This is a genomic window from Labilithrix luteola (genome assembly GCF_001263205.1).
GTDB classification, from domain to species: Bacteria; Myxococcota_A; Polyangia; order Polyangiales; family Polyangiaceae; genus Labilithrix; species Labilithrix luteola.
On the sequence record NZ_CP012333.1, the window covers coordinates 4,819,565 to 4,841,781 of the forward strand.

17 protein-coding genes are annotated in these 22,217 nt (G+C 66.1%); 9 read left to right on the forward strand and 8 right to left on the reverse strand.

Annotated elements, in window-relative coordinates; genetic code table 11:
* The 5 genes from murD to AKJ09_RS21460 are packed head-to-tail and all read left to right on the forward strand — an operon-like array spanning position 1 to position 6,113.
* On the forward strand, positions 1-1,371 hold the full coding sequence (murD, locus tag AKJ09_RS21440) for a UDP-N-acetylmuramoyl-L-alanine--D-glutamate ligase (RefSeq protein ID WP_146649070.1): 1,371 nt from the start codon (positions 1-3) through the stop codon (positions 1,369-1,371).
* Positions 1,371-2,651 (forward strand): putative lipid II flippase FtsW, encoded by a 1,281-nt coding sequence (ftsW, locus tag AKJ09_RS21445; protein ID WP_146649071.1) that lies wholly within the window; start codon positions 1,371-1,373, stop codon positions 2,649-2,651. The genes murD and ftsW overlap by 1 nt, the downstream gene beginning before the upstream one ends.
* Positions 2,648-3,817, forward strand: a complete 1,170-nt coding sequence (murG, locus tag AKJ09_RS21450) for an undecaprenyldiphospho-muramoylpentapeptide beta-N-acetylglucosaminyltransferase (protein ID WP_146649072.1) — start codon at positions 2,648-2,650, stop codon at positions 3,815-3,817. Before ftsW ends, murG begins: the two co-directional genes overlap by 4 nt.
* Positions 3,817-5,229, forward strand: a complete 1,413-nt coding sequence (gene murC, locus AKJ09_RS21455; RefSeq protein ID WP_146649073.1) for a UDP-N-acetylmuramate--L-alanine ligase — start codon at positions 3,817-3,819, stop codon at positions 5,227-5,229. The genes murG and murC overlap by 1 nt, the downstream gene beginning before the upstream one ends.
* On the forward strand, positions 5,226-6,113 hold the full coding sequence (locus AKJ09_RS21460; RefSeq protein WP_146649074.1) for a cell division protein FtsQ/DivIB: 888 nt from the start codon (positions 5,226-5,228) through the stop codon (positions 6,111-6,113). The genes murC and AKJ09_RS21460 overlap by 4 nt, the downstream gene beginning before the upstream one ends.
* A 9-nt stretch (positions 6,114-6,122) precedes the next feature.
* Here the strand turns inward: AKJ09_RS21460 and AKJ09_RS21465 are convergent, their stop codons facing one another.
* Genes AKJ09_RS21465 through AKJ09_RS21475 form a run of 3 tightly spaced genes read right to left on the reverse strand, consistent with a single transcriptional unit; the run spans position 6,123 to position 8,813 of the window.
* The gene (locus tag AKJ09_RS21465) at positions 6,123-7,229 is read right to left on the reverse strand and encodes a DNA glycosylase AlkZ-like family protein (RefSeq protein WP_146649075.1); all 1,107 of its coding nucleotides are present in this window, start codon (positions 7,227-7,229) and stop codon (positions 6,123-6,125) included.
* A gap of 30 nt (positions 7,230-7,259) precedes the next feature.
* Positions 7,260-7,922 carry an HAD family hydrolase gene (locus AKJ09_RS21470; protein WP_146649076.1) on the reverse strand — a complete coding sequence of 221 codons (663 nt, stop codon included), beginning with the start codon at positions 7,920-7,922 and terminating at the stop codon, positions 7,260-7,262.
* A gap of 51 nt (positions 7,923-7,973) precedes the next feature.
* On the reverse strand, positions 7,974-8,813 hold the full coding sequence (locus AKJ09_RS21475) for a hypothetical protein (protein WP_146649077.1): 840 nt from the start codon (positions 8,811-8,813) through the stop codon (positions 7,974-7,976).
* A 431-nt stretch (positions 8,814-9,244) separates the two neighbouring features.
* Here AKJ09_RS21475 and ftsA point away from each other — a divergent pair, with 431 nt between their 5' ends.
* Both ftsA and ftsZ read left to right on the forward strand, forming a co-directional pair.
* A complete protein-coding gene (gene ftsA, locus AKJ09_RS21480; RefSeq protein ID WP_240488547.1) occupies positions 9,245-10,537 on the forward strand; it encodes a cell division protein FtsA in 1,293 nt (430 codons plus the stop codon).
* Between the two features lie 156 nt (positions 10,538-10,693).
* A complete protein-coding gene (ftsZ, locus tag AKJ09_RS21485; protein WP_146649079.1) occupies positions 10,694-11,980 on the forward strand; it encodes a cell division protein FtsZ in 1,287 nt (428 codons plus the stop codon).
* 80 nt (positions 11,981-12,060) lie between these two features.
* Here ftsZ and AKJ09_RS21490 read toward each other — a convergent pair whose 3' ends face one another.
* Positions 12,061-12,987, reverse strand: a complete 927-nt coding sequence (locus tag AKJ09_RS21490) for an NADP-dependent oxidoreductase (RefSeq protein WP_146649080.1) — start codon at positions 12,985-12,987, stop codon at positions 12,061-12,063.
* Between the two features lie 479 nt (positions 12,988-13,466).
* On the opposite strand from AKJ09_RS21490, the gene AKJ09_RS21495 reads away from it, so the two are divergent.
* Positions 13,467-14,330 (forward strand): hypothetical protein, encoded by an 864-nt coding sequence (locus AKJ09_RS21495; protein WP_146649081.1) that lies wholly within the window; start codon positions 13,467-13,469, stop codon positions 14,328-14,330.
* Between the two features lie 19 nt (positions 14,331-14,349).
* On the opposite strand, the gene AKJ09_RS53165 is transcribed toward AKJ09_RS21495, so the two are convergent.
* Both AKJ09_RS53165 and AKJ09_RS21505 read right to left on the reverse strand, forming a co-directional pair.
* The gene (locus AKJ09_RS53165; RefSeq protein WP_169927724.1) at positions 14,350-15,105 is read right to left on the reverse strand and encodes a DUF2490 domain-containing protein; all 756 of its coding nucleotides are present in this window, start codon (positions 15,103-15,105) and stop codon (positions 14,350-14,352) included.
* Positions 15,106-15,212: 107 nt separating this feature from the next.
* The gene (locus tag AKJ09_RS21505) at positions 15,213-16,187 is read right to left on the reverse strand and encodes a response regulator (RefSeq protein ID WP_146649082.1); all 975 of its coding nucleotides are present in this window, start codon (positions 16,185-16,187) and stop codon (positions 15,213-15,215) included.
* A gap of 193 nt (positions 16,188-16,380) precedes the next feature.
* On the opposite strand from AKJ09_RS21505, the gene AKJ09_RS21510 reads away from it, so the two are divergent.
* Positions 16,381-20,808: a zinc-dependent metalloprotease gene (locus tag AKJ09_RS21510; RefSeq protein ID WP_146649083.1), complete on the forward strand. Its 4,428-nt coding sequence runs from the start codon at positions 16,381-16,383 to the stop codon at positions 20,806-20,808.
* 101 nt (positions 20,809-20,909) lie between these two features.
* Here AKJ09_RS21510 and AKJ09_RS21515 read toward each other — a convergent pair whose 3' ends face one another.
* A complete protein-coding gene (locus AKJ09_RS21515) occupies positions 20,910-21,977 on the reverse strand; it encodes an NADH:flavin oxidoreductase (RefSeq protein ID WP_146649084.1) in 1,068 nt (355 codons plus the stop codon).
* Positions 21,974-22,156 carry a hypothetical protein gene (locus AKJ09_RS53170; protein WP_169927725.1) on the reverse strand — a complete coding sequence of 61 codons (183 nt, stop codon included), beginning with the start codon at positions 22,154-22,156 and terminating at the stop codon, positions 21,974-21,976. Before AKJ09_RS53170 ends, AKJ09_RS21515 begins: the two co-directional genes overlap by 4 nt.
* Positions 22,157-22,217: the final 61 nt, after the last annotated feature.

Here is a 22,217-nt window from a genome sequence, read left to right on the forward strand (position 1 = left end):
GTGGAGACCTTCGACCTGAAAGACAAGCGCGTCGTCGTGGTGGGCCTCGGGCTCTCCGGCGTGGCCGCTTGCCGTCTGCTCGCGTCGCGCGGGGCACACGTCGTCGGCACCGACAGCAAGAAGACCGTCTCGGACGACGTTCGCGCGCTCGAAAAAGAGGGCGTGCGCCTCGTGCTCGGTGGTCACGCCGAGGCAGGCCTCGAGACGGCCGATCTCGTCGTCGTCTCTCCCGGCGTTCCGAGCTTTCCCGAGCTCGTGGCCGCAGAGATGGCGAAGGTTCCGATCTGGGGCGAGGTCGAGCTCGCGGTTCGCGCGGTCAATGCTTCGGCGGCAGCTGCCGGTCGTGCGCTTCCGCGCGTCGTGGCCGTCGGCGGCACGAACGGCAAGAGCACGACGACTTCGCTGGTCGGTGCGCTCCTCGAAGCCCATGGCCTGAAGACGTTCCTCGGGGGCAACCTCGGTGAGCCGCTTGCTTCCCATGCCGACGAGGCGTGGGACGTCGTGGTGCTCGAGGTGTCGAGCTTCCAGATGGAGCGCGTCGATGCGTTCCATCCGCAGGTCTCCATTCTCCTCAACGTCACACCCGACCACCTCGATCGCTACCCCAGCATGGAGGCCTACGCCGCCGCCAAGGGCAACGCGTTCGTGCTTCAGCGCTCGACCGACGTGGCCGTCGTCCCCGTGCGTGACGACGTGTGTATTGCGCAGGCAAAACGCGGTCGCGGCACGATCGTCCAGTTCGGCCCGGGCGGCGACCTCGACGTGACCGACGAGGCCGTGATCGACCGCGCCTCGGGCGTTGCTTACGAGCGCAGCAAAATGCGCCTCCAGGGCGGCCACAACGCGCTCAACGTCGCGGCCGCCATCGGCGCCGTTCGTCCGTTCGGCCTCACGCCCGACACGATCCGCAGCGTGCTCGCCAGCTTCGAAGGACTCGCCCACCGCATGGCGCTCGTCGCCGAGGTGAAGGGCGTTCGCTACTACGACGACTCGAAGGGCACGAACGTCGGCGCGTCGGTCACCGCGGTGCGGGGCGTGGTCGAGCCGAAGGTCGTTCTCATCGCGGGCGGTCGTGACAAGGGCGGAAGCTACGGGCCGCTCGTCTCCGCGCTTCGCGACAAGGGCCGCGCGGCCGTCGTCATCGGCGAAGCGGCCGACGTGATTGCGAGCGCCATTGGCGACGCGGTTCCCGTTCGTCGCGCCAGCTCGATGGACGACGCCGTCGTTCTCTCCTCGGAGCTTGCACGTGAAGGCGACGCCGTTTTGCTTTCGCCGGCCTGCTCGAGCTTCGACATGTTCCGGGACTACAAGCACCGGGGCGACGCGTTCGTGGATGCCGTGAAGAACCTCTCCAGCCGCGGGGTGGCGTGATGGAAGCCCGCAACGTTCGGCGAGTCCCCGTCGCGCTGCCGATGCAGCTCGCGCTTCCGCTCGATGCGAAGCCGAATCAAGAGCGCGCGCATCGCCCGGTCGACGTGGTGATGGCCGCCATCGTCGTGGCCCTCATCGGCTTCGGCGTGGTGATGGTCTACAGCGCCTCGGCGGTGCAGGCGACGCTGCACTACCACGACCCGCAGTTCTTCCTGAAGCGTCAGGCCGCCTACGCGGTGGTGGGCCTCGCGCTCATCTTCCTCGTGGGCATGGTGGACTACCACCGGCTCTACAAGCTCACGTACCCGGTGCTCGGCGGCGTCGGCTCGCTCCTGATTCTCTGCGTCGTCGGCTTCGGTCACGCAGGCGGTGGTGCCACGCGCTGGCTCGCGGTCGGTCCGGTGCACGTTCAGCCCGCCGAGATGGCGAAGCTCGCGGTCGTCATGTGGCTCGCCTATTCGCTCGCGAAGAAGGCCGATCGCGTGAAGACCTTCACGGTCGGCTTCCTCCCGCATCTGATCGTGGCCGGTATCTTCATGTTCCTCTGCATGAAGCAGCCGGACTTCGGTAGCTCGGTCGTTCTTCTGCTTTTGACCTTCACCATGCTCTTCGTGGCGGGCGCGAAGGTCGGCTACATCCTCGGCGCGTCGATCCTCGGCGGCGTATTCGGCGCCGTGTCGATCATGTCGAAGCAGTATCGCTACGAGCGATACCTCGCGTGGCTGAACATGGACCAGCACCGCGCCGACCTCGCCTACCAGCCGTTCCAGTCCGTGATGTCGTTCGGCTCCGGCGGAACCTGGGGCACGGGCATCGGCAAAGGCCTGCAGACGCTCTACCTGCCCGAAGCCCACAACGACTTCATCGCCGCGATCATCGGCGAAGAGCTCGGCTTCATCGGCATCCTCGTCCTCTGTCTCGTGTATCTCGCGCTCGTCGCGCGCGGTGTTCGAGCCGCGTTCCGCGCACCGGACGACTACGGCGCGTACCTCGCGTTCGGCATCTCGACGATGTTCGGCGCGCAGGCGCTCGTGAACCTGTCCGTCGCGCTCGCGATTCTGCCCACGAAGGGCCTCACGCTTCCGTTCCTCAGCTTCGGCGGCTCGTCGCTAATCGTGAACGCCGTGGCCGCCGGGATCTTGCTCAGCGTCTCACGTCAGGGCGAACAGGCCGACGCCATCGAAGCGATGACGCCCACGCCCGCGCCCACCTATGTCGACGAACCCGTGCAGGATGCACTGACTTCGGAGGCGTTTACCTCCGACGAGGCGCATCCGTGACCACGCCCGAGCGAACGATCATCATCGCGGGTGGCGGCACCGGTGGGCACGTGTTTCCCGGCCTCGCCGTCGCGCACGTTCTGCGCGAACTCGCCGACGTGAACGTGGTCTTCATCGGCTCGCCGCGAGGCATCGAATCGCGAGTGACCCCCCAGCACGGCTACGATCTCGAGCTGCTCGAGGTCGAACCGATGAAGGGCGGGGGAGCCTCGCGCGCGATTCGCGGTGCGCTCGTCGCCGCCAAGGCCACGCGTCACGCGACGGGCATCGTGGGGCGGCTTCGTCCTGCGGCGGTGCTCAGCGTGGGCGGATATGCGGCCGGTCCCGGTGCGCTCGCGTGCGTTCGCCAGCGCGTGCCCCTCGCCGTGCTCGAGCCGAACAGCGTGCTCGGCCTCGCCAATAAGCTCCTCGTGCCGTTTGCCAAGCGCGCCTACGTGGCGTGGGCGGAGACCGTGCGGAGCCCGAAGACGCGCACGTTCGGCGTGCCGCTCAGGCCTGGCTTCGAGCCTCGCGCATATCTTCCGAAGTCGGGGGTTCGTCGCGTGCTCGTCCTCGGCGGCAGTCAGGGCGCCGAGGCACTCAACGAGCGCGTTCCGCGAGCGCTCGCGCACGTCCTCGGCAAAGGCTTCGAGCTCCACGTGACCCACCAGACCGGCAAGGATCGCGAGGAAGCGACCCGCGCCGCGTACGAGAAGGCCGGCGTGAAGAACGCCTCGGTCCTCTCGTTCATCGACGACGTAGCCGCACAGATCGCCGCGGCGGACGTCGTCGTTGCGCGCTCGGGTGCCTCGACGGTGGCGGAGATCTCCGCGATCGGTCGCGCGTCGATCTTGGTGCCGTTCCCGCACGCAGCCGACGATCACCAGGCGAAGAACGCCCTGGCGCTCGAGGCGCTCGGAGGCACTGTGTGCATTCGACAGGAAGTGGCCGACGAAGCCTGCCTCGCGACCGAGCTCTCGAAGCTCCTCGAGGACGAAAGCGCGGCCGTACGCATGGCGGACGCGTCGCGTGCCCATGGCCGGCCCGACGCCGCGGAAGACATCGCCCGTGACCTCCTTGGCCTTGCGGGCATCGCCGTAAAGCGCAAGAAAGACCCCGTGAAACCGACGAACGGAGCAGCAGGCGGACCGAGCGGCCACCACGTGACGTCGAAGGAGGTCTCCTGATGTTCCGCGGTCGCGTCAAACACGCGCACTTCATCGGCATCGGTGGCATCGGCATGAGCGGTCTCGCCGAGATCCTCCGCACGATGGAGTTCGACGTCTCCGGTTCGGACCTCAAGCCCAACGACATCACGCGCCGGCTCGAGACCATGGGCGTTCGGGTCGACGTGGGGCACCGCGCCGAGAACGTCGAGGGCGCCGACGTCGTCGTCTATTCGAGCGCCATCGATCCGAAGAACCCGGAGATCGCCCGCGCCCGCGAGCTCGAGATCCCGATCATTCCGCGCGCCGAGATGCTCGCCGAGCTGATGCGCGTCAAATACTGCGTGCTCATGGCCGGCTCGCACGGCAAGACCACGACCACCTCGCTCGTTGCCACCGTGCTCCGGCACGCCGGGCTCGACCCCACGGTCGTCGTCGGCGGAAAGGTCAACGCGCTGGGCTCGAACGCACGTCTCGGCGAAGGCGATCTCTTCGTGGCCGAGGCCGACGAGAGCGACGGCTCGTTCCTCAAGCTCACGCCCACGATCGGCGTCATCACGAACATCGACGCCGAACACCTCGATCACTACGGCACGCACGAGAACGTCAAAGACGCGTTCGTGCAGTTCGCCAACAAGATCCCGTTCTACGGCCTCGCCGTGCTCTGCATCGATCATCCGCACGTGCAGGCGATCCTTCCGCGCATCGCTCGCCGGCACGTGACCTACGGCGTGTCGCGCCAGGCGGACTATCGCGCGAAGAACCCCGTCTTCAACGGGCTCGAGACGCACTTCGAAGCGTTCCGTCGCGGAGAGTCGCTCGGCGCGTTCACAGTGCGCATGCCCGGTCACCACAACGTGCTCAACGCGCTCGCGGTCATCGCCGTGGCCGACGAGCTCGAGGTGCCGCTCGACGCCGTGCGCGAAGCGATCTCGCGTTTCCACGGCGTGCAGCGCCGCTTCACCGTCGTCGGCCAGCCTTCGCTCGTTCGCGAGGGCAAGAAGGGCGACGTCATGGTCATCGACGACTACGGGCACCACCCGGCAGAGATCGAAGCCACGCTCGACGCTGCGCAGAAGGGCTTCGATCGGCGCGTGGTCGTCGCGTTCCAGCCGCACCGCTACACGCGTACGGCATCGCTCTTCGAGGACTTCACCCGCGCGTTCAACAAGGCCGACCTCGTGATCGTCACCGAGGTGTATGCCGCCGGCGAAAAGCCCATCGAGGGAGCAACCGGGCAGGCGCTCGTCGACGCGATCCGCGCGCACGGCCATCACAACGTTCGCTTCATCGCCGACAAGAAGCAGGTGACGAGCGAGCTGCTCGACGAGGTGCGCCCGAACGACCTGGTCATCGCGCTCGGCGCCGGTGACATCAACGCGAGCGCTCGCGAGCTCGTTGCGGCGCTCGAAAACGAGGGGGCGAATCGATGAACGCCAATCTGCCGCCGCCGAGCATGCGCAACACGCGTCGCAAGCCTCGCGAAGTCGAGGCCGTCGACGGGACCGTGCTGCCGCCGGTGGCTCCGAAGCCCAGCGTTCCTCCGCGCGCGTCCAAGTCCGCCTCGTCGGCGATGCGCGTCGTGTGGGGCGTTCTCGGTTTCGCCCTCGTCGTCGGCATCGGTGGCACCGTGGCTTGGGCCGCGCGCCACTACGTCAAGACGAGCCCGCGCTTTGCCATCGCCGAGGTCGTGACCACCGGCGGCAAGCGCCGCACGCCCGACGACCTCATGGCCACGGCCGGCGTCGTGAAGGGCGAGAACGTCTTCTCGACGGACCTCGACGCCGCCCGCGATCGCCTTCTCGCCGACCCGTGGATCAGCGACGCGATGTTGTCGCGCCAGCTCCCGGGGACGATCTTCCTGCACGTCAACGAGCGCGAAGCGGCAGGCCTCATCGTGAGCGGCAACGACACCTACCTGGTCACGCGCGAAGGCGTCGTGATCAAGCGCGTCGAGGCCGGCGATCCGACTGATTTCTACGTCGTCACCGGCGTGCCCATCCAGCAGCTGGTCGACGATCGCGAGGGAGCTACGCGCACCATTCGCCGTGCGCTCGATCTGGCGTCGGACTACGACCATGCCCCGCTCGCTCAGCGTTCGCCTCTCCAAGAGGTCCACGTCGAGTCGAACGGCGAGATGACGCTCGTGGTCGGCAAGAGCACCGTGTCGCTCCACATGGGCGCACCGCCGTATCGCCGAAAGCTCGAACAGGCGGTGCGCGTGGTTGCGGAGCTCGATCGACGAGGCGCCAAGCCCGACGCGATCATGCTCGACAACGAGGCGCGGCCCGATCGCGTCGTCGTCCGAATGCGCTGACGCGCCCGCTCAGCGACGGGGCGGACTCGCGAGAAAATCCCGCATTCGTTCGAGTTCCTCCGCGAGCCCGCGCGTGAACGCCTTGTCTCGCGGGGCGCGACCGGCCACGTAGCCCGACGTCACCTCGAGGTCAGTTTCCTTCGCGGTGACGTTGGTCCAGCCAATCACGTGTGACCGCCAGAGGATCGGTAGCGCGTAGTAACCGAGCTTGCGCTTCGCCTGGGGCGTGTAGGCCTCGAAGCGATAGGCCCAGCCCCAGAAGATCTCGAAGCGATGCCGATCCCAGACGACGGGATCGAAGGGAGCGAGCAAGCGAACGCGATCGGCGTCGTCGACGACCTCGCTCGGATCTTCGCCCTCGGGCCAGTACCACGTCACGCCATCGACGACCGCCCGAGGAAGTTCGCGTCGTGCCGATGCCAGCGCCGTGCTGAGCGCCTTGACGAGCTGCGGCGCGCCGAACCGAAGACGCGAGACGAGCGCGCGGAGACTCTTGTCGGGCATGGGCGCGTACTTCGCGACCGCAATGGCAACGAGGGCTTCCGCCTTGGCTTTCGGATCGCGCGCCTCGTCTGCACGAAGCTCTTCGTCGTCACGCGCTGCATAGACGCGAATGCCGCCTTCACGCTTCACGACACGCAAGAGCCCGCGGTAGTGCATGCGCTCGAGGAGCTGGGTGGTCGCGTTCGACGACCCTCCCCAGTAGTTCGTCACGCTGCCGTGCGCGAAGCGCTGATCGACCTCGCGCGGGTGCACCTCACCGCGCTCTTTCACGAACGCGAGCACGTTCTTGGCGCGCGCTCGCGTGGTGCGGTCCCAAGGGTGCCGCGGCGTTCTCGGAAGCATGAGGCCGAGGTATCGGCGAGGCATGAAGCCGTAGTTGACGAAGTAGTCTTCTTCGACCGACAGCGTCGGGTAGAGCCGCTCGAGATCGCCGGCGTGATAGCCGGCGACGCGATGTCGGAGCGTGAGATCCTGCGCGCGCGCCGGCGCACGGATGGGGTCGGCTTGGACGAAGCCTAGCTTGTCGATGGCCGCTTCGAGCGAGGTCGGCGCAAAGAGGCTGCGGCCGACCGCGTGACGTCGCAAGCGCTCGAGGGTGAGAGCGGAAGGCATCGGGCGAGCGCGATTCTACGTCAACGAATCTCAGCGCGGCAGGCGGCGCTCGAGCTCTTCCGGAAGCGCGGTGAAGTCAGTGACGGCGTAGCGCGCTCCGGCATCGAGGAGCGTGCGCGCTGGATTGTTCGTGGTGATCCCGACGACGAACATTCCCGCCGACACGGCGCTGCGCACACCGTTGGCGGCGTCTTCGAAAGCGACGCACTCCTCGGGCGCGATTTCGAGACGTCGTGCCGCCTCGAGAAACACGTGGGGCGCGGGTTTCCCCGGGAGGTGCTCGGCAGCGACGACGACGTCGAAGCGCTCGAGGAGCTCCAGGCCCTCGAGGACCATCGCGCGATTGGCGGGCGGCGCCGAGCTCGCGACGGCAAGCCGAACGCCGCCTGCGTGGAGACGGTCGAGGAGTGCGAGTGCACCGGCGACCGGCGCAAGGTGCGGTCGGTACATCGCGCGGTACGCGATTTCCTTCTCTTCGCCGAGCGTGGCGATCTCCTCGGCGCTGACCGAGCGCCCCAAGAGCCTTGGAAAGATGTCCTCGTTCTTCAGTCCGTTGAACGACTGGAACAGCACCTCATCCATGTCGTGGCCGAGCTTCTTCGCGAGATCACGCCAGGCGTCGAAGTGGAATCGGATGTCGTCGACGAGCGTGCCGTTAAGGTCGAAGACGGCGCCTCGAAAGCGATCGGCCATGCCTTTCGATAGTCGAGGCGCGCGATTCGCGCACGCAGAACGGCGAGCTCTTCAGCGCGCGCCGGTCGAGCTGCAGGTGAGCTCGTGCGATCGCTCTTCCATCGCGTCGATGTCGTCACTGACGGCAAGCGAGATGGTGACGTTCTGTCCGCCGTTCTGGACGAAGTCGGCCGGGAAGTTCACGCGGTAGTAGGCGCTCGACGAACCGCCGGAGACGCGGATCCACTCCGAGTCGCTTTCCTCGCCGTCGTTCTGGCCGAGGCGCACCTTGGAGACGCCGCTCACGTTGAGTGACGAGGAGCTCGTGAGGAACATCTGGCCGGTGCCCGGCGCCTTGAGCTCGATGTTCGCGCGAATGTCGCCGTAGCCTCGCGTGGACTGGCACGTGATGGCGGTACCACCCGCGACGCTCGCCGGCTTTCCGGGATCGGTGCCGATCTCTTCCACTTCGGCGACCTGGCTCGAGCTCGCGTAGGTCATGTCGAAGTCGTTCGCGTACTCGTCGCTGTGGAACGAGACCTTCGAGCCGCGAACCTTGTACGTCCAGGTCGAGAGGGCGTTGCCCGAGTGGAGGTTGAGCGTGAGCTTGCCGCGCGACGCGGTGTACGTGCCGTCGATGTAGCTGATGGAGTCGTCGGGGAACGCCGGCCCGCGGTACATCTGGACTTCGTACGTTCCGCCGCTCTTCAGAACGAGCTGCTTGAACATCGAGAAGCTGTGCGTGCCCGAGAGCTTGTACGTGCCCGTCTTGAGGGCATCAATGACGGCATCTTCACTCGTGGCGGGATTCTCGTCGTCGGTTGCGGCGCAACCCACGAGGGCGGTGGCCGCCGAGGCGCCCGAAAGAACGGTGAGCAGCGCGAGGGCGTAGGCGCGGAGCGGCTTCGTCATGGTGACGGTGGAGTAGCGCGAAAAAGGCGACGGGCCACCCACAGCTTCTTACATCGGGTGACAAAATGATCTAACCGGCCGAAAATACTCGCGAAGCACTGCACAAAAAAGCGACCCGTGGTTCGTGGAGCACTGCACAAAAAAACGACCGGGGTTGGTGATGGGGCCTATCCCGAAGGTGAGGGAGGACCTGCTCGGCTGACCTCCCGGGGCCTTCGCCTTCAGCGAAAAAATCGCGTTCGGCGCGTTTTCTCCGTTCAGGGCGCCGGCGGGCGCGCAAAACAGCGCGCGGAGGCCAAATCGCGGCTTCACGTGAAGCTCCTTGAAATTCAGGCGTTTCACGATCCGGGCCCGCTCGGGCGGCGAGCTCAAATGATCACTTATTTGGCCCACCCCAACTGACTATGCGATTGCCGATTGGGATGAGCACGATGGCTTCGCAAGGGGAGATCGTCGTCGGCCTCGACATTGGCACGACGAAAGTTTGTGCCGTGGTGGGCGAGATTGCCGAGGACGGAATCACGATCCTCGGGGTCGGCTCCGTTCCGTGCCGCGGCCTGCGCAAGGGCATCGTCAGCAATATCGACTGGACGGTGCGCTCCATCAAGGACGCGATCGAAGCGGCGCAGACGATGGCTGGCGTCGAGATTCGGACCGTCTACGCGGGCGTTGCGGGCAGCCACATCCGCTCGCAGTCGTCGGACGGCGTCGCCGCGATCAACGGCGGTGAGGTGACCCGCGCCGACGTCGAGCGCGTGCTCGAAGGCGCCCGCGCCATTCCGGTCGACGCCGACCGCCAGATCCTCCACGTCCTGCCGCGCGAGTACATCGTCGACATCCAGGACGGCATCCGTGACCCGATCGGTATGAGCGGCGTTCGCCTCGGCGCGAAGGTCAACCTCGTCACCGCCGCCACGAGCTGCGTGCAGAACGTCATCCGTTGCGCCGAGCGCTGCGGTCTCGTCGTCGCCGACGTGGTCCTCGAGGCTCTCGCGAGCTCCGAAGCGATCCTCTCGGACGACGAGCGCGAGATTGGCGCGGCGGTCGTCGACATCGGCGGCGGCACCACGGACATCGTTCTCTACGTCGACGGCGGCATCGCGCACGCGAGCGTCATTCCCGTCGGCGGCAACAACATCACGAACGACATCGCCGCGGGGCTTCGCACCCCGATGGCCGAGGCCGATCGCCTGAAGCGTCTCTACGGATGCGCGCTCGGGCGCATGGTCGCCGACGACGAAGAAATCGAAGTCCCCGGCGTCGGTGGTCAGAAGCCGCGCCGCACTCCGCGTCGCGTGCTCAGCGACATCATCGAGCCGCGCGTCGAAGAGATCTTCGCGGTCGTTCGCAAGCGTATCGAGGACACCGGCATGCTCGAGCAACTCTCGGCAGGCGTGGTCCTCACGGGCGGTGCGGTGCTCCTCGAAGGAACGACCGAGCTCGCCGAAGAGGTCCTGGGCATGCCGGTTCGCATCGGCTTCCCGACGGGCGTGCGTGGCATCACGCAGCTCGTCCACGGACCGCAGTACGCCGCGGGCGTCGGCCTCGTAAAGTATGGTGCGCAGGCGATCGCCGACGCGCACGCGCGAGCCGCCGCTCCGGCTCAGTCGATGATGCGCATGACGGCCGCCGCTGCGAAGAAGGGCGTCGTCGAAGAGGAGCCGGCACTGGTTTCTCCGAAGTCGCAATCCAAGTTCTGGGAGTGGCTCAAGGCGGCCTTCTGAGCCGTCTCGACCGACCCCGTTTTAGTTTCGAATCCACTTAGACAATCCAACGCATCACCCACCGCTCGCGAGAGGAAGAGGCGCCTCGAGCCAGCGGATGCAGTCGCGCCGACGAGCGCGACCCAGAAGTTTCTTTCCCCGGGAGGCACAGGCGTCATGAGTTTCTCCATCGAATTTGCGGACGAGACGCAGGAGTACCAGGCACGCATCAAGGTCATCGGCTGCGGCGGCTCCGGTGGCAACGCGGTCAACACGATGATCAACTTCGGCCTCGAAGGCGTGGAGTTCATCGTCGTCAACACCGATGCGCAGGCCCTGAACAGCAACGCGGCTCCCACCAAGCTGAACATCGGCAACGCCGTCACGCGCGGCCTCGGTGCCGGCGCGGATCCCGAGCGCGGTCGCAAGGCGGCCCTCGAAGATCACGCGCGCATCAAGGAGCTCATCGGCGGCGCCGACATGGTCTTCGTCACCGCCGGCATGGGCGGCGGCACGGGCACCGGCGCGGCCCCCGTCATCGCGCAGCTCGCACGTGAAGAAGGCGCCCTCACGGTCGGCGTCGTCACCAAGCCCTTCCTCTTCGAAGGTCGCCAGCGTTCGCGCCGCGCGGAGCTCGGTCTCGCGCAGCTCACCGAGCACGTCGACACGCTCATCACGATCCCGAACCAGAAGCTCCTCATGCTCGGCGAGGAAGACCTCTCCTTCATCGAGGCCTTCCGCAAGGCGGACGAAGTCCTCTTCCAGGCCGTCAAGGGCATCAGCGACCTCATCACCCAGAACGGCATCGTCAACGTCGACTTCGCCGACGTGAAGACGGTCATGAGCAACATGGGCCGCGCGCTCATGGGCACCGGCATCGCCAAGGGCCAGAACCGCGCGCGTCTCGCGGCCGAGATGGCCGTCAGCTCGCCGCTCCTCGACGACATCTCCGTCGACGGCGCGACCGGCGTTCTCATCAACATCGTCGGCGGCCCCGACCTCAAGATGCGCGAAATCCAGGAGGCCGCGAGCCTCGTCCAGGAGCAGGCGCACGAGGACGCGAACATCATCTTCGGCGCGAGCATCGACGAGACGCTCGGCGACAACGTCAAGGTCACTGTCATCGCCACGGGCTTCGAGCAGCTCGAGCGCATGCAGGGCCTCGAGGCGGCCGCCCGCGCGTCCGTTCCCGCGGCTCCGCAGACGATTCCCTCGCACCACCAGCCGTCGGTCCACCCCTCGACGATCCCCGCGTCGATGCACCGTCCGTCGTTCTCGCAGCAGCCCGTTGCGGCCCGCTCCAGCGAAGCCGTTCCGGCCTTCTCGAGTCGCCGCGTGATGGCGCCCGCCGCGCAGGAGACCCGCGTGGCTCCCGTCAGCGGGCGCGCTCCGACGCGCTCCGCCAACTTCCCGGCGTTCGACACGGACTGGGACATCCCCGCGTTCCAGCGCAAGAACCAGTAAGAAGCCCTTCGCTTCTCGGTCGAAACGCCCGCCCTTCGTTCGAAGTGGTGGGCGTTTTCGCTTTGTCGAGCGTCTCGTCGTCAGCCCACGGTGAGAACGATCTTCCCTCGCTTGTGCGGCTTGCCCGCCAGCATTTCGTGGGCGAGCCGCGCTTCGGCGAGAGGAAGAACGTCACCCACGTTGAGGGTGAGCTTCCCTTCGTCGACCAGCTTGGCGAGCTCGCGGAGCACGCGCGTGTTCACGTCGACGATGAAGTAGATGCCCTTCACGCCGCACTCGGCGGCCCTTTTCTCGTCGGGCTTGGCCGCCGAGGACACGAGCACACCGCCATGTGCAAGGACCGAGAACGAGCGGGCGAGCGTCTCGCCGCCCACGGTATCTATGACCACGTCGACGGCCTTCACGCGATCTTCGAAGTTCGTCGACTGCACGTCGATGATCTCGTCGGCGCCGAGCGACCGCACGAAGTCGACGTCGCTCGCGAACGCCGTGGCGATGACGGTCGCGCCGGCGCGCTTTGCGAGCTGGAGGGCGAACGCGCCGACGTTGCCGGCCGCGCCATGGACGAGAACACGCTGGCCGCTCGTGACCTTGGCGTGGTCGAAGAGCATTTCCCAGGCGGTCGTGGCAACGACGGGAATCGACGCCGCGTCGACGTCGGTTGCCTTCGCGGGCTTCTTCGCAATCATCGAGGCCTTGGCGACCGCGTATTCGGAATAACCGCCGGTGAACTCGGCATTCGTCACGCCGTAGACCGCGTCACCGACTGCGATTCCCGTCACGCCGGGGCCAACGTTCTCGACGACGCCCGCGATGTCCGAGCCGAGCGTGAGAGGCAGCTTCTGCTGCAGCGCGCTTTGCCCGGCGCGAACCCACGCGTCCCACGGACCGACCCCTGCCGCGCCTACGCGAACGAGGACCTCGCCCTCGCCGGGCTGTTCGCGCGCCGTCTCTTCGATGGCCATCCGATCGATTCCGCCGAACTGATGAACACGTACCGCTTTCATGGCTTCCCTCGCTGCCGCCGCACCCTCGTGCGTCGATGGATGGCGGTTTTGCAGGTCACGTGCCGTCGCTATCCATCGACGTCAACGGCTCGAAATTGGGCGTTTCGCGCGGGGGTCAGGGACCTCGTCAGGCGGGGTGTCGCGATTTCGAGACCGCTCGTGTCGAGATTCCCGGCACCCGAAGTGAAGACCAAACGGCCCCCTGCCAGCCGGCTACTGCGGCGACCACTTGCGTGGACCGAGGATTTCGGGGCCCACGATGGGCGAGGGCCCCGAAATCCTCGGTCCCTTGCGCAAGTCTGTCGCGAACTCCGTTTGACTATTCAATCAGCGCAACTGAGTTGCGCTGTAGGTGCGAGGAGCCGCGCGTGCGATCCTGACGAACGTGACTCCGGCAGCCTCGGGTCACCGACCGTCTTCGGAAATGACACTGTCCGGAGACGCGCTACGACAAACAAACCGTCTATAGAGCCCAGCCCATGAAGTGGTGGTCGTGCGCAGCATTGATGGTCCTGGCCGCGTGTGGGGCTAGCGAGAGCTCGTCTCCAGAGCCCACGCCCACGCCTGCGCCTGCGACCGAGCCGTCGTCGTCGGCCACCACGCAGCCCGACGCATCGCCGCCGCCGGTCGACGCCTCGGTCCCCGACGCGGACGTGGACGCGTCGCTTCCCCTCGACGTTCCGGAATCGCTCGTCGCTGCGCTCGGCACGAAGACTTACGTCGAAGAGTCGTGCGAGCCGACCACGTACGCCGGCTGGCCCTTCGCTGCGCTGCGGTGCACGTACCACGGTGGGCTCGTCGTCACGATCGCGAATCCCGAGCCGCAGCGCGTGGCGCGTTGGATCGTCGAAGCCTCGACACGCATCCCCGCGCTCGACGCGCTGCACGACCGCGATCGGCCGAATTGGGAAGCCGGTCTGATCGTCATCGCGAAGCACACGATCAACCAGTCCTCGCGCATCTTTCCGCTCCAGGGCCAGATCTGGGAAAACGGCAAGACGTACGACTTCGAGCGCGGCGTCACGAAGTCGTGCACCACGGGTTGCTACTGCCGGGTCAACTCGACGAGCCGCCAGCAGTGGTGCGCCTACGCGGCGAACGTGCTCAAGACCGAGGACGAGACGGCCTGCCTCGCCAAGTACGGTCAGCCCACGAAGACGTTGCCCGAAGACTGGCTCGCTCACTGCGTCGCGAACCACGAGGCGTCGTGGAACGCAGACTTCAACGAGCACTACCGGGCGCAGGCTTGGAATGCGAACAACGCGATCGCGTCGAAGTTCCCGGATCCCTCGACGGCCGACGGAGCTGCCGTCGTCACTGCAATGAAGACGCAGTACCCCTAGAGCACCGAACGCGTTTGGGTCACTCGTTCCCGGGCGCGGGCGGAAGCATGGGCGCGGGGGGAGGCTGCTGCATGGGCAGGGCGGGGGGCGGGGGCGCGGCCTTCGGCGGGACGTCGAAGTAGAAGTAGAGGTTGAAGATGTGGTCGTTCGTCCACTTCCCTTGGTCTTCGCGGCTTCGAAGCATGTACGCGACGTCGAGGCGAATCGTTTCGGTGAGCATTCGCGCGATGCCGACGTCGAATCGATTCTGGTGGAAGCCGGTGCCCGAGAGGTCGACGAGGATCTCGTCCCAGACGAAAGGAATCCACTTCGCACCCTTCGGCGCGTAGTTGATGCGCAGCTGATTGCGGTAGCGCCAACGATTGTTGCCTTCTCGCCAGCGTGACTCGAAGCGGTTGCGATCGTTGAAGGTGAAGTCGCCGAAACGCCCGAACAGGTTCGGTTCGAGCTCGAGACGTCCTTCCTGGAGGAAGCGCCCATCAGGCTGACGATCGGCGTACACCACGCCGTTGACCGCCATGAAGAGCCAATCGGTCGCGTAGAACGCCGGGCCCGTGCGGAAGAACGCCTGGTGCAAGCCGCCTGCGCGTTGATTGAAACGGAAGTCGGTGATGAGCCGCCAATCGAGGCGAGGGAAGCCCGGCGTGTCCGTTCGCACGATCGGAATCCGGTTCTCGGTCCAGATCCAGACCTCACCGTCTGCTCGTGCTTCGCGCGGCACGAGCACGAAAACGATCAGGGCCAACCACGCCCAGAGCGAACGAAGCGAACGCACTCGCGGAGCCAAGCAAACGCGCTCGCGATCGAGCAAGGCTCTTCGCGATCGTCGCGTGGTTCGTCGCGCTCTGCGACGTCGTCAATTGCGACGACGATCGGCGTGAATCAGCGCGGCTCTTCGTGGTGAGCTTCGTCGATCACGCGCAAAACGAGTGCGATGAGCGATTCGGGGTCGAACGGCTTGGCGATGGTCGCGACATTGTCGAGGTCACTGCCGCGATCGAACCCGCTCATCAGCACGACCGGAATTGAGGGGCGAATGGTTCGCATGGCTCGAACGGCGTCCTCGCCGCTCATGCCTGGCATCGAGCGATCGACGAGCACCGCATCGATGACGTTGGCTTGGTCGGAGACGAGCGCGACGGCCTCGGCACCGTGCTTGGCCTCGAGCGTCTCGAATCCCGCCCCCGTGAGCACCATACGAATGGACCGGCGTAGCGAAGGCTCGTCGTCGACGACGAGGACGTTGCGGCCTTTGCCTCGCTCCGCCTTCGCCTTCCCTGCATCGGTGGACGCGGGCGGCACCTGCGCGGCGACCTTGGTGCCCGAGCCGCGTTGGGAGGCGACGTCGATGCCGCCGCCGTGCGCGTCCGGCGTGGTGGTGAAGAAAGGATCGAACATGCGCATCCGTGTCGTCTCGCTCATTCCGATGCCGGTGTCCGTGACGGGTACGTAAGCACGTGATGGCACTCCGTGCTTGGACGTTCCGCCGTCGATCGTGAACGCCCCCTTCTCGGCATCCATCGGACCCGCAGAGTTTTGCACGAGGTTCATGACGAGCGACGCGAGCGCGCTCGCATCGCCGTCGACGAGCGCAGGGCATGTGACCTTCGCGATGCTCGCGAGGTGCGCCGGAATCGCCCGTGCCGATCGAACTTCGCGATCCTGTCGTCTGCGTGCTGGTCGAGAACGCGAAGTCGCACAGCGATTCGCGAGCGCGGCCGAGAGCTCGTTGCCGTTCGCGACGAACGGGTCGTCGGCCCGGGCGAACTGGAAGCCCTCCGTCAAGCCCCCCGTGAGGCGCTCGAGTGCGGGGCCCTCGACCGCCCTCAGCCGCTCGTACCGGTCGCCGCCTATCATGATCGGGATACTTTCGGCGACCAATGTTCCGAAATTACGGATGAGCTCAACGTCCCCTCCAATCCGTTTCTTCGCCGCCCCCGCCCAGTCACCTTTCTAACGATCTCCCACGTGGGGGGCGTGCATCTCAGCTCCATACCCCCAAAGAACGCGGTAAAACGCGACGGCCCCATCCTTGCTTACGCGCCCGATTATGCGATCGAACTGGTCGGGTAGAATTGGACTCATAGCGCTCGTCATCGGAGTCTCGGGCGGCTCTGGGCTGGCGGTCGGTTGCGCGGCTGAGCGCGATCCGATCAACCGCGTACAGCCTAACGCACTTCCGAAGTCCTTCTTCCTTGGAGAGAACCTCCAGGACTACAAGGACGACCCGGAATTCCGGACGAAGACGTACAACATCGATAGCGCCGCAAACACGGACAGCTATGCGGGCACCATCGGTGGAGCTTCGGCCGTCGAGCGTATCCGGTGGGAAGTCACCGAGAACATGCTCTTCGCGCGCCGCGCCTACCAGGAGTCCCCCGGCGCCGACGACCGCGGCCTTCCCCGGAAGGAAGTTTCGCCTGGCCAGTGGGAGTTCCCCAGCGGTCCGAACGGAACGATCGTTGCGGCTTACAAGATCCTGAGCCACTTCGACATCCGCCGCGATTACAACTCGTCGACCGGCGAGCAGACGAACGTCATCGTCGAAAACTCGTCGGACCGTCCTTGGAACGAGCGCGAGTACATGCGCGTCGACTGGTCCAAGAACGAGGCCGAGAGCACCAGCGGTGACACGAGCTGGATCTTCGGCCAGGACACGAGCGTGACCGCGGTCGAGTACTCGGCGACGAACCCCGACGACGTCGATGCTCCGCACTTCGAGACGGACACCGGCTACTTCGACATCACGAACAAGTACCAGCTCAAGTCCGAGCCGATGGCGGGCTTCGGTATCTCCGAGTGTGTCCTCATCGGCTACTTCAACGGCTCCACGTCGTTCGACTGTACGCCGACCGAAGTGAAGGTTCGCGCTTCGTACGTCCGCCTCACGGGCAACGAAGACTTCGAGCCCTTCGAAGAGTCGAAGGCCCAGCGCGACATCGTCGGCAACTGGGGCAACGCCGGCAACAGCATGAACCGCGAATACGGTGGTCCGCCGATCACCGCCTGGGACCCCCAGTACGGCTACACGGATGCGCAGACCAAGACGTTCTACGCCATCCACAACGTCTGGGAGAAGAGTCACCAGCAGGTGGCCTGTCACGACAACACGGACGACGACAAGGACGGCACGGCGGACGTGTGTGACAACACCGTCACGCACTACAAGGGCTCGAAGGGCTCGCAGTGTGACGTTCACATCGGCAAGTGCACGATCCCCGTGCGCGACCGTCCGGTGAAGACGAACGCCTACTGGCTCAACATCGACGCTCCGCAGGATCTCACCGACGCTGTCAGCAGCGACGGCAAGAAGATCACGACCCCGGGTGCGATCGAGGAGAACACGGTCACCTGGAACCAGCTCCTCAAGCAGGCTGTTGCGACGCGTCGCGAGGTCGAGTGCCGCCGCACCGGCGACGGCGACCGCGCCACCTGCCACGCGCAGTTCTTCGACGACGGCACGGACATGGTCGCCTTCGGCGGCTGGGGCATCAACAAGGTCAAGGAACAGAAGGTCGACAACGGCAAGCCGGTCGTCGCGACCTGCCACAACCCCGTTCGCGCCTACGATCTCGAACTCTGCGGCAAGCCCGGCGAGACCATCCGTCTCGGCGACATCCGCAAGAACTACGCGATCTACTGGCCCTACGCCTCGCGCGCTCCGTACGGCGGCGTCGCCACCATCGGCGGTGACCCGCTCACCGGCGAAATGCTCGGCGTCACGGCGACGATCATGATGCGCTCGGCCACGATGGCTGCCGCTCAGCAGCGCGACATCATCCAGCTCGCGCTCGGTGACATCGCGGTCGACGACATCATGCAGGGCAACCAGGCGTCGCGTTACGCCGGCCTCGTGAAGAACGGCAAGATCGTCGACGGCATGGCGAAGGCGAAGACGGACGAGGAGATCGCGAACCTCGTCAAGAACGTCAACTTCGCCGACATCCAGGCGGCTGTCGGCGAGACGCCGGCGAACAACGCGCTCTCCGCCGCGGATCGTCAGCTCAAGGCCGCGAAGCTCCGCTCCATCAGCTCGCCCCAGACGGCGAGCATCGTGGCGGCGGATCAGACGGTTGCGAATCTCATCGGCAAGCTCGACTCGAGCGAGTTCAAGTCGGCCATCGCGAACCGCGGCCTGCTCAAGCTCGTTGCGCAGTCGGCGGACAAGTCCACCGACGTCTACAACGCGCTCAGCACGTTCGCGTCGATGGACAACACGAAGATCCAGACGCTGCTCGACCAGTACCAGATGTACCTCGGCAGCCGCGGCATCTGCTTCAGCGACCCGACGCAGGCCGCGGGCGCCGGCACGATCTACCAGGCGTCGCTTGCTCCGTACTACAAGGACCTCTACGGCGACCTCGACAAGAACGAGCGCGGTCTGAAGATCTACCAGGACCTTCTCCGCGAATCGATCAAGGGCATCGCCTTCCACGAGATCGGCCACTCGCTCGGTCTCCGTCACAACTTCTCGAGCTCGTGGGACGCGATGAACTACGCGCCCCAGTACTGGCAGCTCCGCACGAACGAAGGCCAGTCGACGGCCAAGTGCACGGCGGCGCGCAACGGCGGCGAGGACACCTGCATGGGTCCGCGCTACCTCGACCCGTACACCGACGACGAGCAGGGTGTGGCCAGTGAGCCCCGCCCCGGCATCGAGTACTTCGCCAACACCTCGACGATGGAGTACCAGATCGAGCGCTTCGGCGAGACGGTCGGCGCCGGTACGTACGACCTCCACGCGATGGAGACCCTCTACGGCCGCTCGCTTCAGACGTTCGACTCGGACCAGGTCAAGCCGCAGGACCAGCAGTTCTTCGCGCTCAAGATGCTGTCGCAGGGCATCTCGAGCGACCTCGTCCTCGACCCGAAGAAGGGCTACGGCATGCACTACACGCGCACGGCGACGACCGCGAAGGTCTTCGACCCGGCACGTGACTGTCGCGCAGCGACCGACGAGGAAAAGGCTGCTGCGAAGTGGCGCATCGTGCACGGCAAGGTTTGCGCGCCGCCGCCGAAGAACCACCTCGCGTACGAGGACATGATCTCCGGTCCGATCTCCTTCACCATCGGCAAGCAGTCGACGTCGATTGGTGTCGACGGCGTCCGCTGGTCGGGTGTCGACGAGACCGGCGGGAAGCTGATCCGCTGGCCGTTCCGCTACGGCGAGGACTACAGCCGCGGTGGCTACATCCACGCCAAGATGTTCGACAGCGGTGCCGACGTCTACGAAATCACGATGAACGTCCAGCGTCGTTTCGAGGCGACGTACCCCTGGGCCTACTTCCGCCGCCAGAACAAGGAGTTCGCGTGGTGGAACATCCCGGACGGCATCGCGAACAACACGCTCTCCCGCATCCGCGCGTACCACTGGAACACGGCCACGGACATCGGCCGCTCGGATCCCTCCGGACTCGAGGACGATGACCAGCAGCGTCCGGACGTCATGGCGAACGCCGAGATGTTCAACTTCCTCCAGCGCATTCTCCTCATGCCGGAGCCTGGGACCTACGGTCCCGGTGCGGATACCGGACGTCGCACCTCGACGCGCCCCGGCGCGCAGACGGTCTTCGACCTCCTGACCGAGCAAGAGGCCACGTCCAAGGCGCCGATCGGTCAGCTCGGCATCGTGGACGGTCGCTTCGTCCAGGTCGACTTCGACAACAGCCGCGGCGGTAGCTGGGACTACAACAGCTACGTCCGCCACGCTGGCTTCGACGAGGAGAAGGTCCGCGCACTCATCGAAATGGTCGACTCGCGTCCGACCCTCTCGACGGTCTCGCGTGACAACGCCCTCGACGGCCGCGACCCGTACATCTCGTTCCGCACGGACCTCCCGCACGCCGTCGACCGCTTCGTCGGTGCCATCCTCTCCGAGGACTGGGAGACCATCGCGCCCTCGATGAACGCAGACGGCGTCACGACGTCGGTGTTCAGCCTCGTGGATCGTGATCCCTCGAAGCTCGTCCGTCCGGCCGGCAACAAGGGCATCGTCTTCCCGAACATGGGCTACCAGAACGAGCTCGGAACCGGCATCTACGCGATGCTCTACTCGCGCTTCAGCACCGACATGACCCTCGCCACCAAGATGCGCATCCGCCTCGAAGGTGACGCGGGCCCGATGCCGGTTGCCGGCAAGCGTATGAGCTTCGTCGACCCGACCACCGGCTACCGCTACGTCGCGACGCGCTTCGGCACGGAGAACATCCCGGGTCGCGGTGCGGTCGAGCTCGGCGTCGCTTCGCGCATGCTGCAGCGAGCGAACGAGCTCCTCGGCAACGCGTACGAGAACACCGGTCTCGTCAACGCGGACGGTGAGCTCGAGCTGAAGCTCACCAACGGTCAGCCGACGGTCAAGGCGAATGGTGGGGCGGACCAGGCGCAGGTGCTCCGTCGTTACATCGGCCTCCTCGACGGCATGCGTCAGGTTGGCAACATCTTCGGCGGTGGTCCGCTCGGTGGTGGCGGCAACGAGTGATTCGTAACTCGAATCAGTGAACCACGACGAGGCGGCTTCCTTCGGGAAGTCGCCTCGCTCGTTTTTGTCGACTCGACATCGTCAGGTCGACGGCGTTCGAATCAGGCGACGAAGCCCTTCCAGCCACGCATGTACTCTGCAAAGCGTGGTCCGAGGCCGCGCGCGCGGAGCTCCTCGATCGTGACGGGCGGCCGCTTCGGATCCCACGCCGTCTCCGCGATGCGCATTGGCCAGTCGGGATTCACGATCGCCGAACGGCCGAGCGCGACGCCGTCGGCGCCCAAGGCGAGCAGCCGTTCGGCCTCGTCGCGTGTCCAGATCGCTCCCGCGACGAGGATTTTCACGTCGCTCGGGAGCGCCGCACGGAAAATTGGGAGGGCATGCTGGTCGGGACGCTTCTTCGTGGTCTCGTGTGAGCGCCAGAGCGAGACGTGGATGAAGTCGGCGCCGTCGTCGGCGAGCCAGCGGGCCGTCTGCACGCTCTCGTCGAGGTCGAGTCCAACGGCGTTGCCGAAGTCCTCGGGCGAGAGTCGAACGCCGACCGTGAAGGCGTTACCCACCTTCGCGCGTACGGCACGCATGAGGTCACGCACGAGGCGCGCGCGATTCTCGAGCGAGCCACCCCAGCGATCGGTGCGCCGGTTCTGAGTCGTGCTGAGGTGCTGCGTCAGGAGATAGCCGTGGGCGCCGTGGAGCTCGATGCCGTCGAAGCCCGCTTTGCGTGCGCGCTCGGCGGCTTCGGCGAACTGGCGAACGATGCGCTCGTAGTCCTCTTCGGTCGCCGCGCGGAAGCCGTCGCCTTCGCTCGCACTCCAAGGGATCGCGCCGTTCACCGAGGTGTCGGCTCGCATGCCGCCGTGGAAGAGTTGGATCATCGACATCGCGCCGTGCCCGCGCAGCGCGTGCGTGAGCGTTTCGAGGCCGGGAAGGTGGCTGTCGTCGAAGACGCCCAGCTCGCCGGGCCATCCCTGGCCGTCCTTTGCCACGTGCGCGGCGCAGGTCATGACGACACCAAAGCCTCCTGCCGCGCGCGACACGAGCCAATCGTGTTCGTCGTTGGAGATCGTGCCGTCGTCGTGGCTCTGCTTGTTGGTCATCGGAGCGAGCGCAATTCGATTGCGCGAGGCGAGTCCTGTCCGAAACACGAGCGGTTCGAGAAGCGACGTCATGGCGGCGGACAGTAGCAGCGCGATCGACGCGGCGTCACACGAGCCGCACGAGGCGCGCGCTCCTCGGTCGCAAGGTCTCCCGTGGCATGACCGGTGCTGCTGTTCGCGGCCGTCACGAAGTTCGCCGCGACGTCGAGCGCGACGAGCGATGCGGGCCTCGGCGACTTCTCGGCCCTCAAGGCGTCACTCGACAAGCTCCTGCCCAATCAACAGCAGATGCTGGCGTTCCGTTTTGCACGG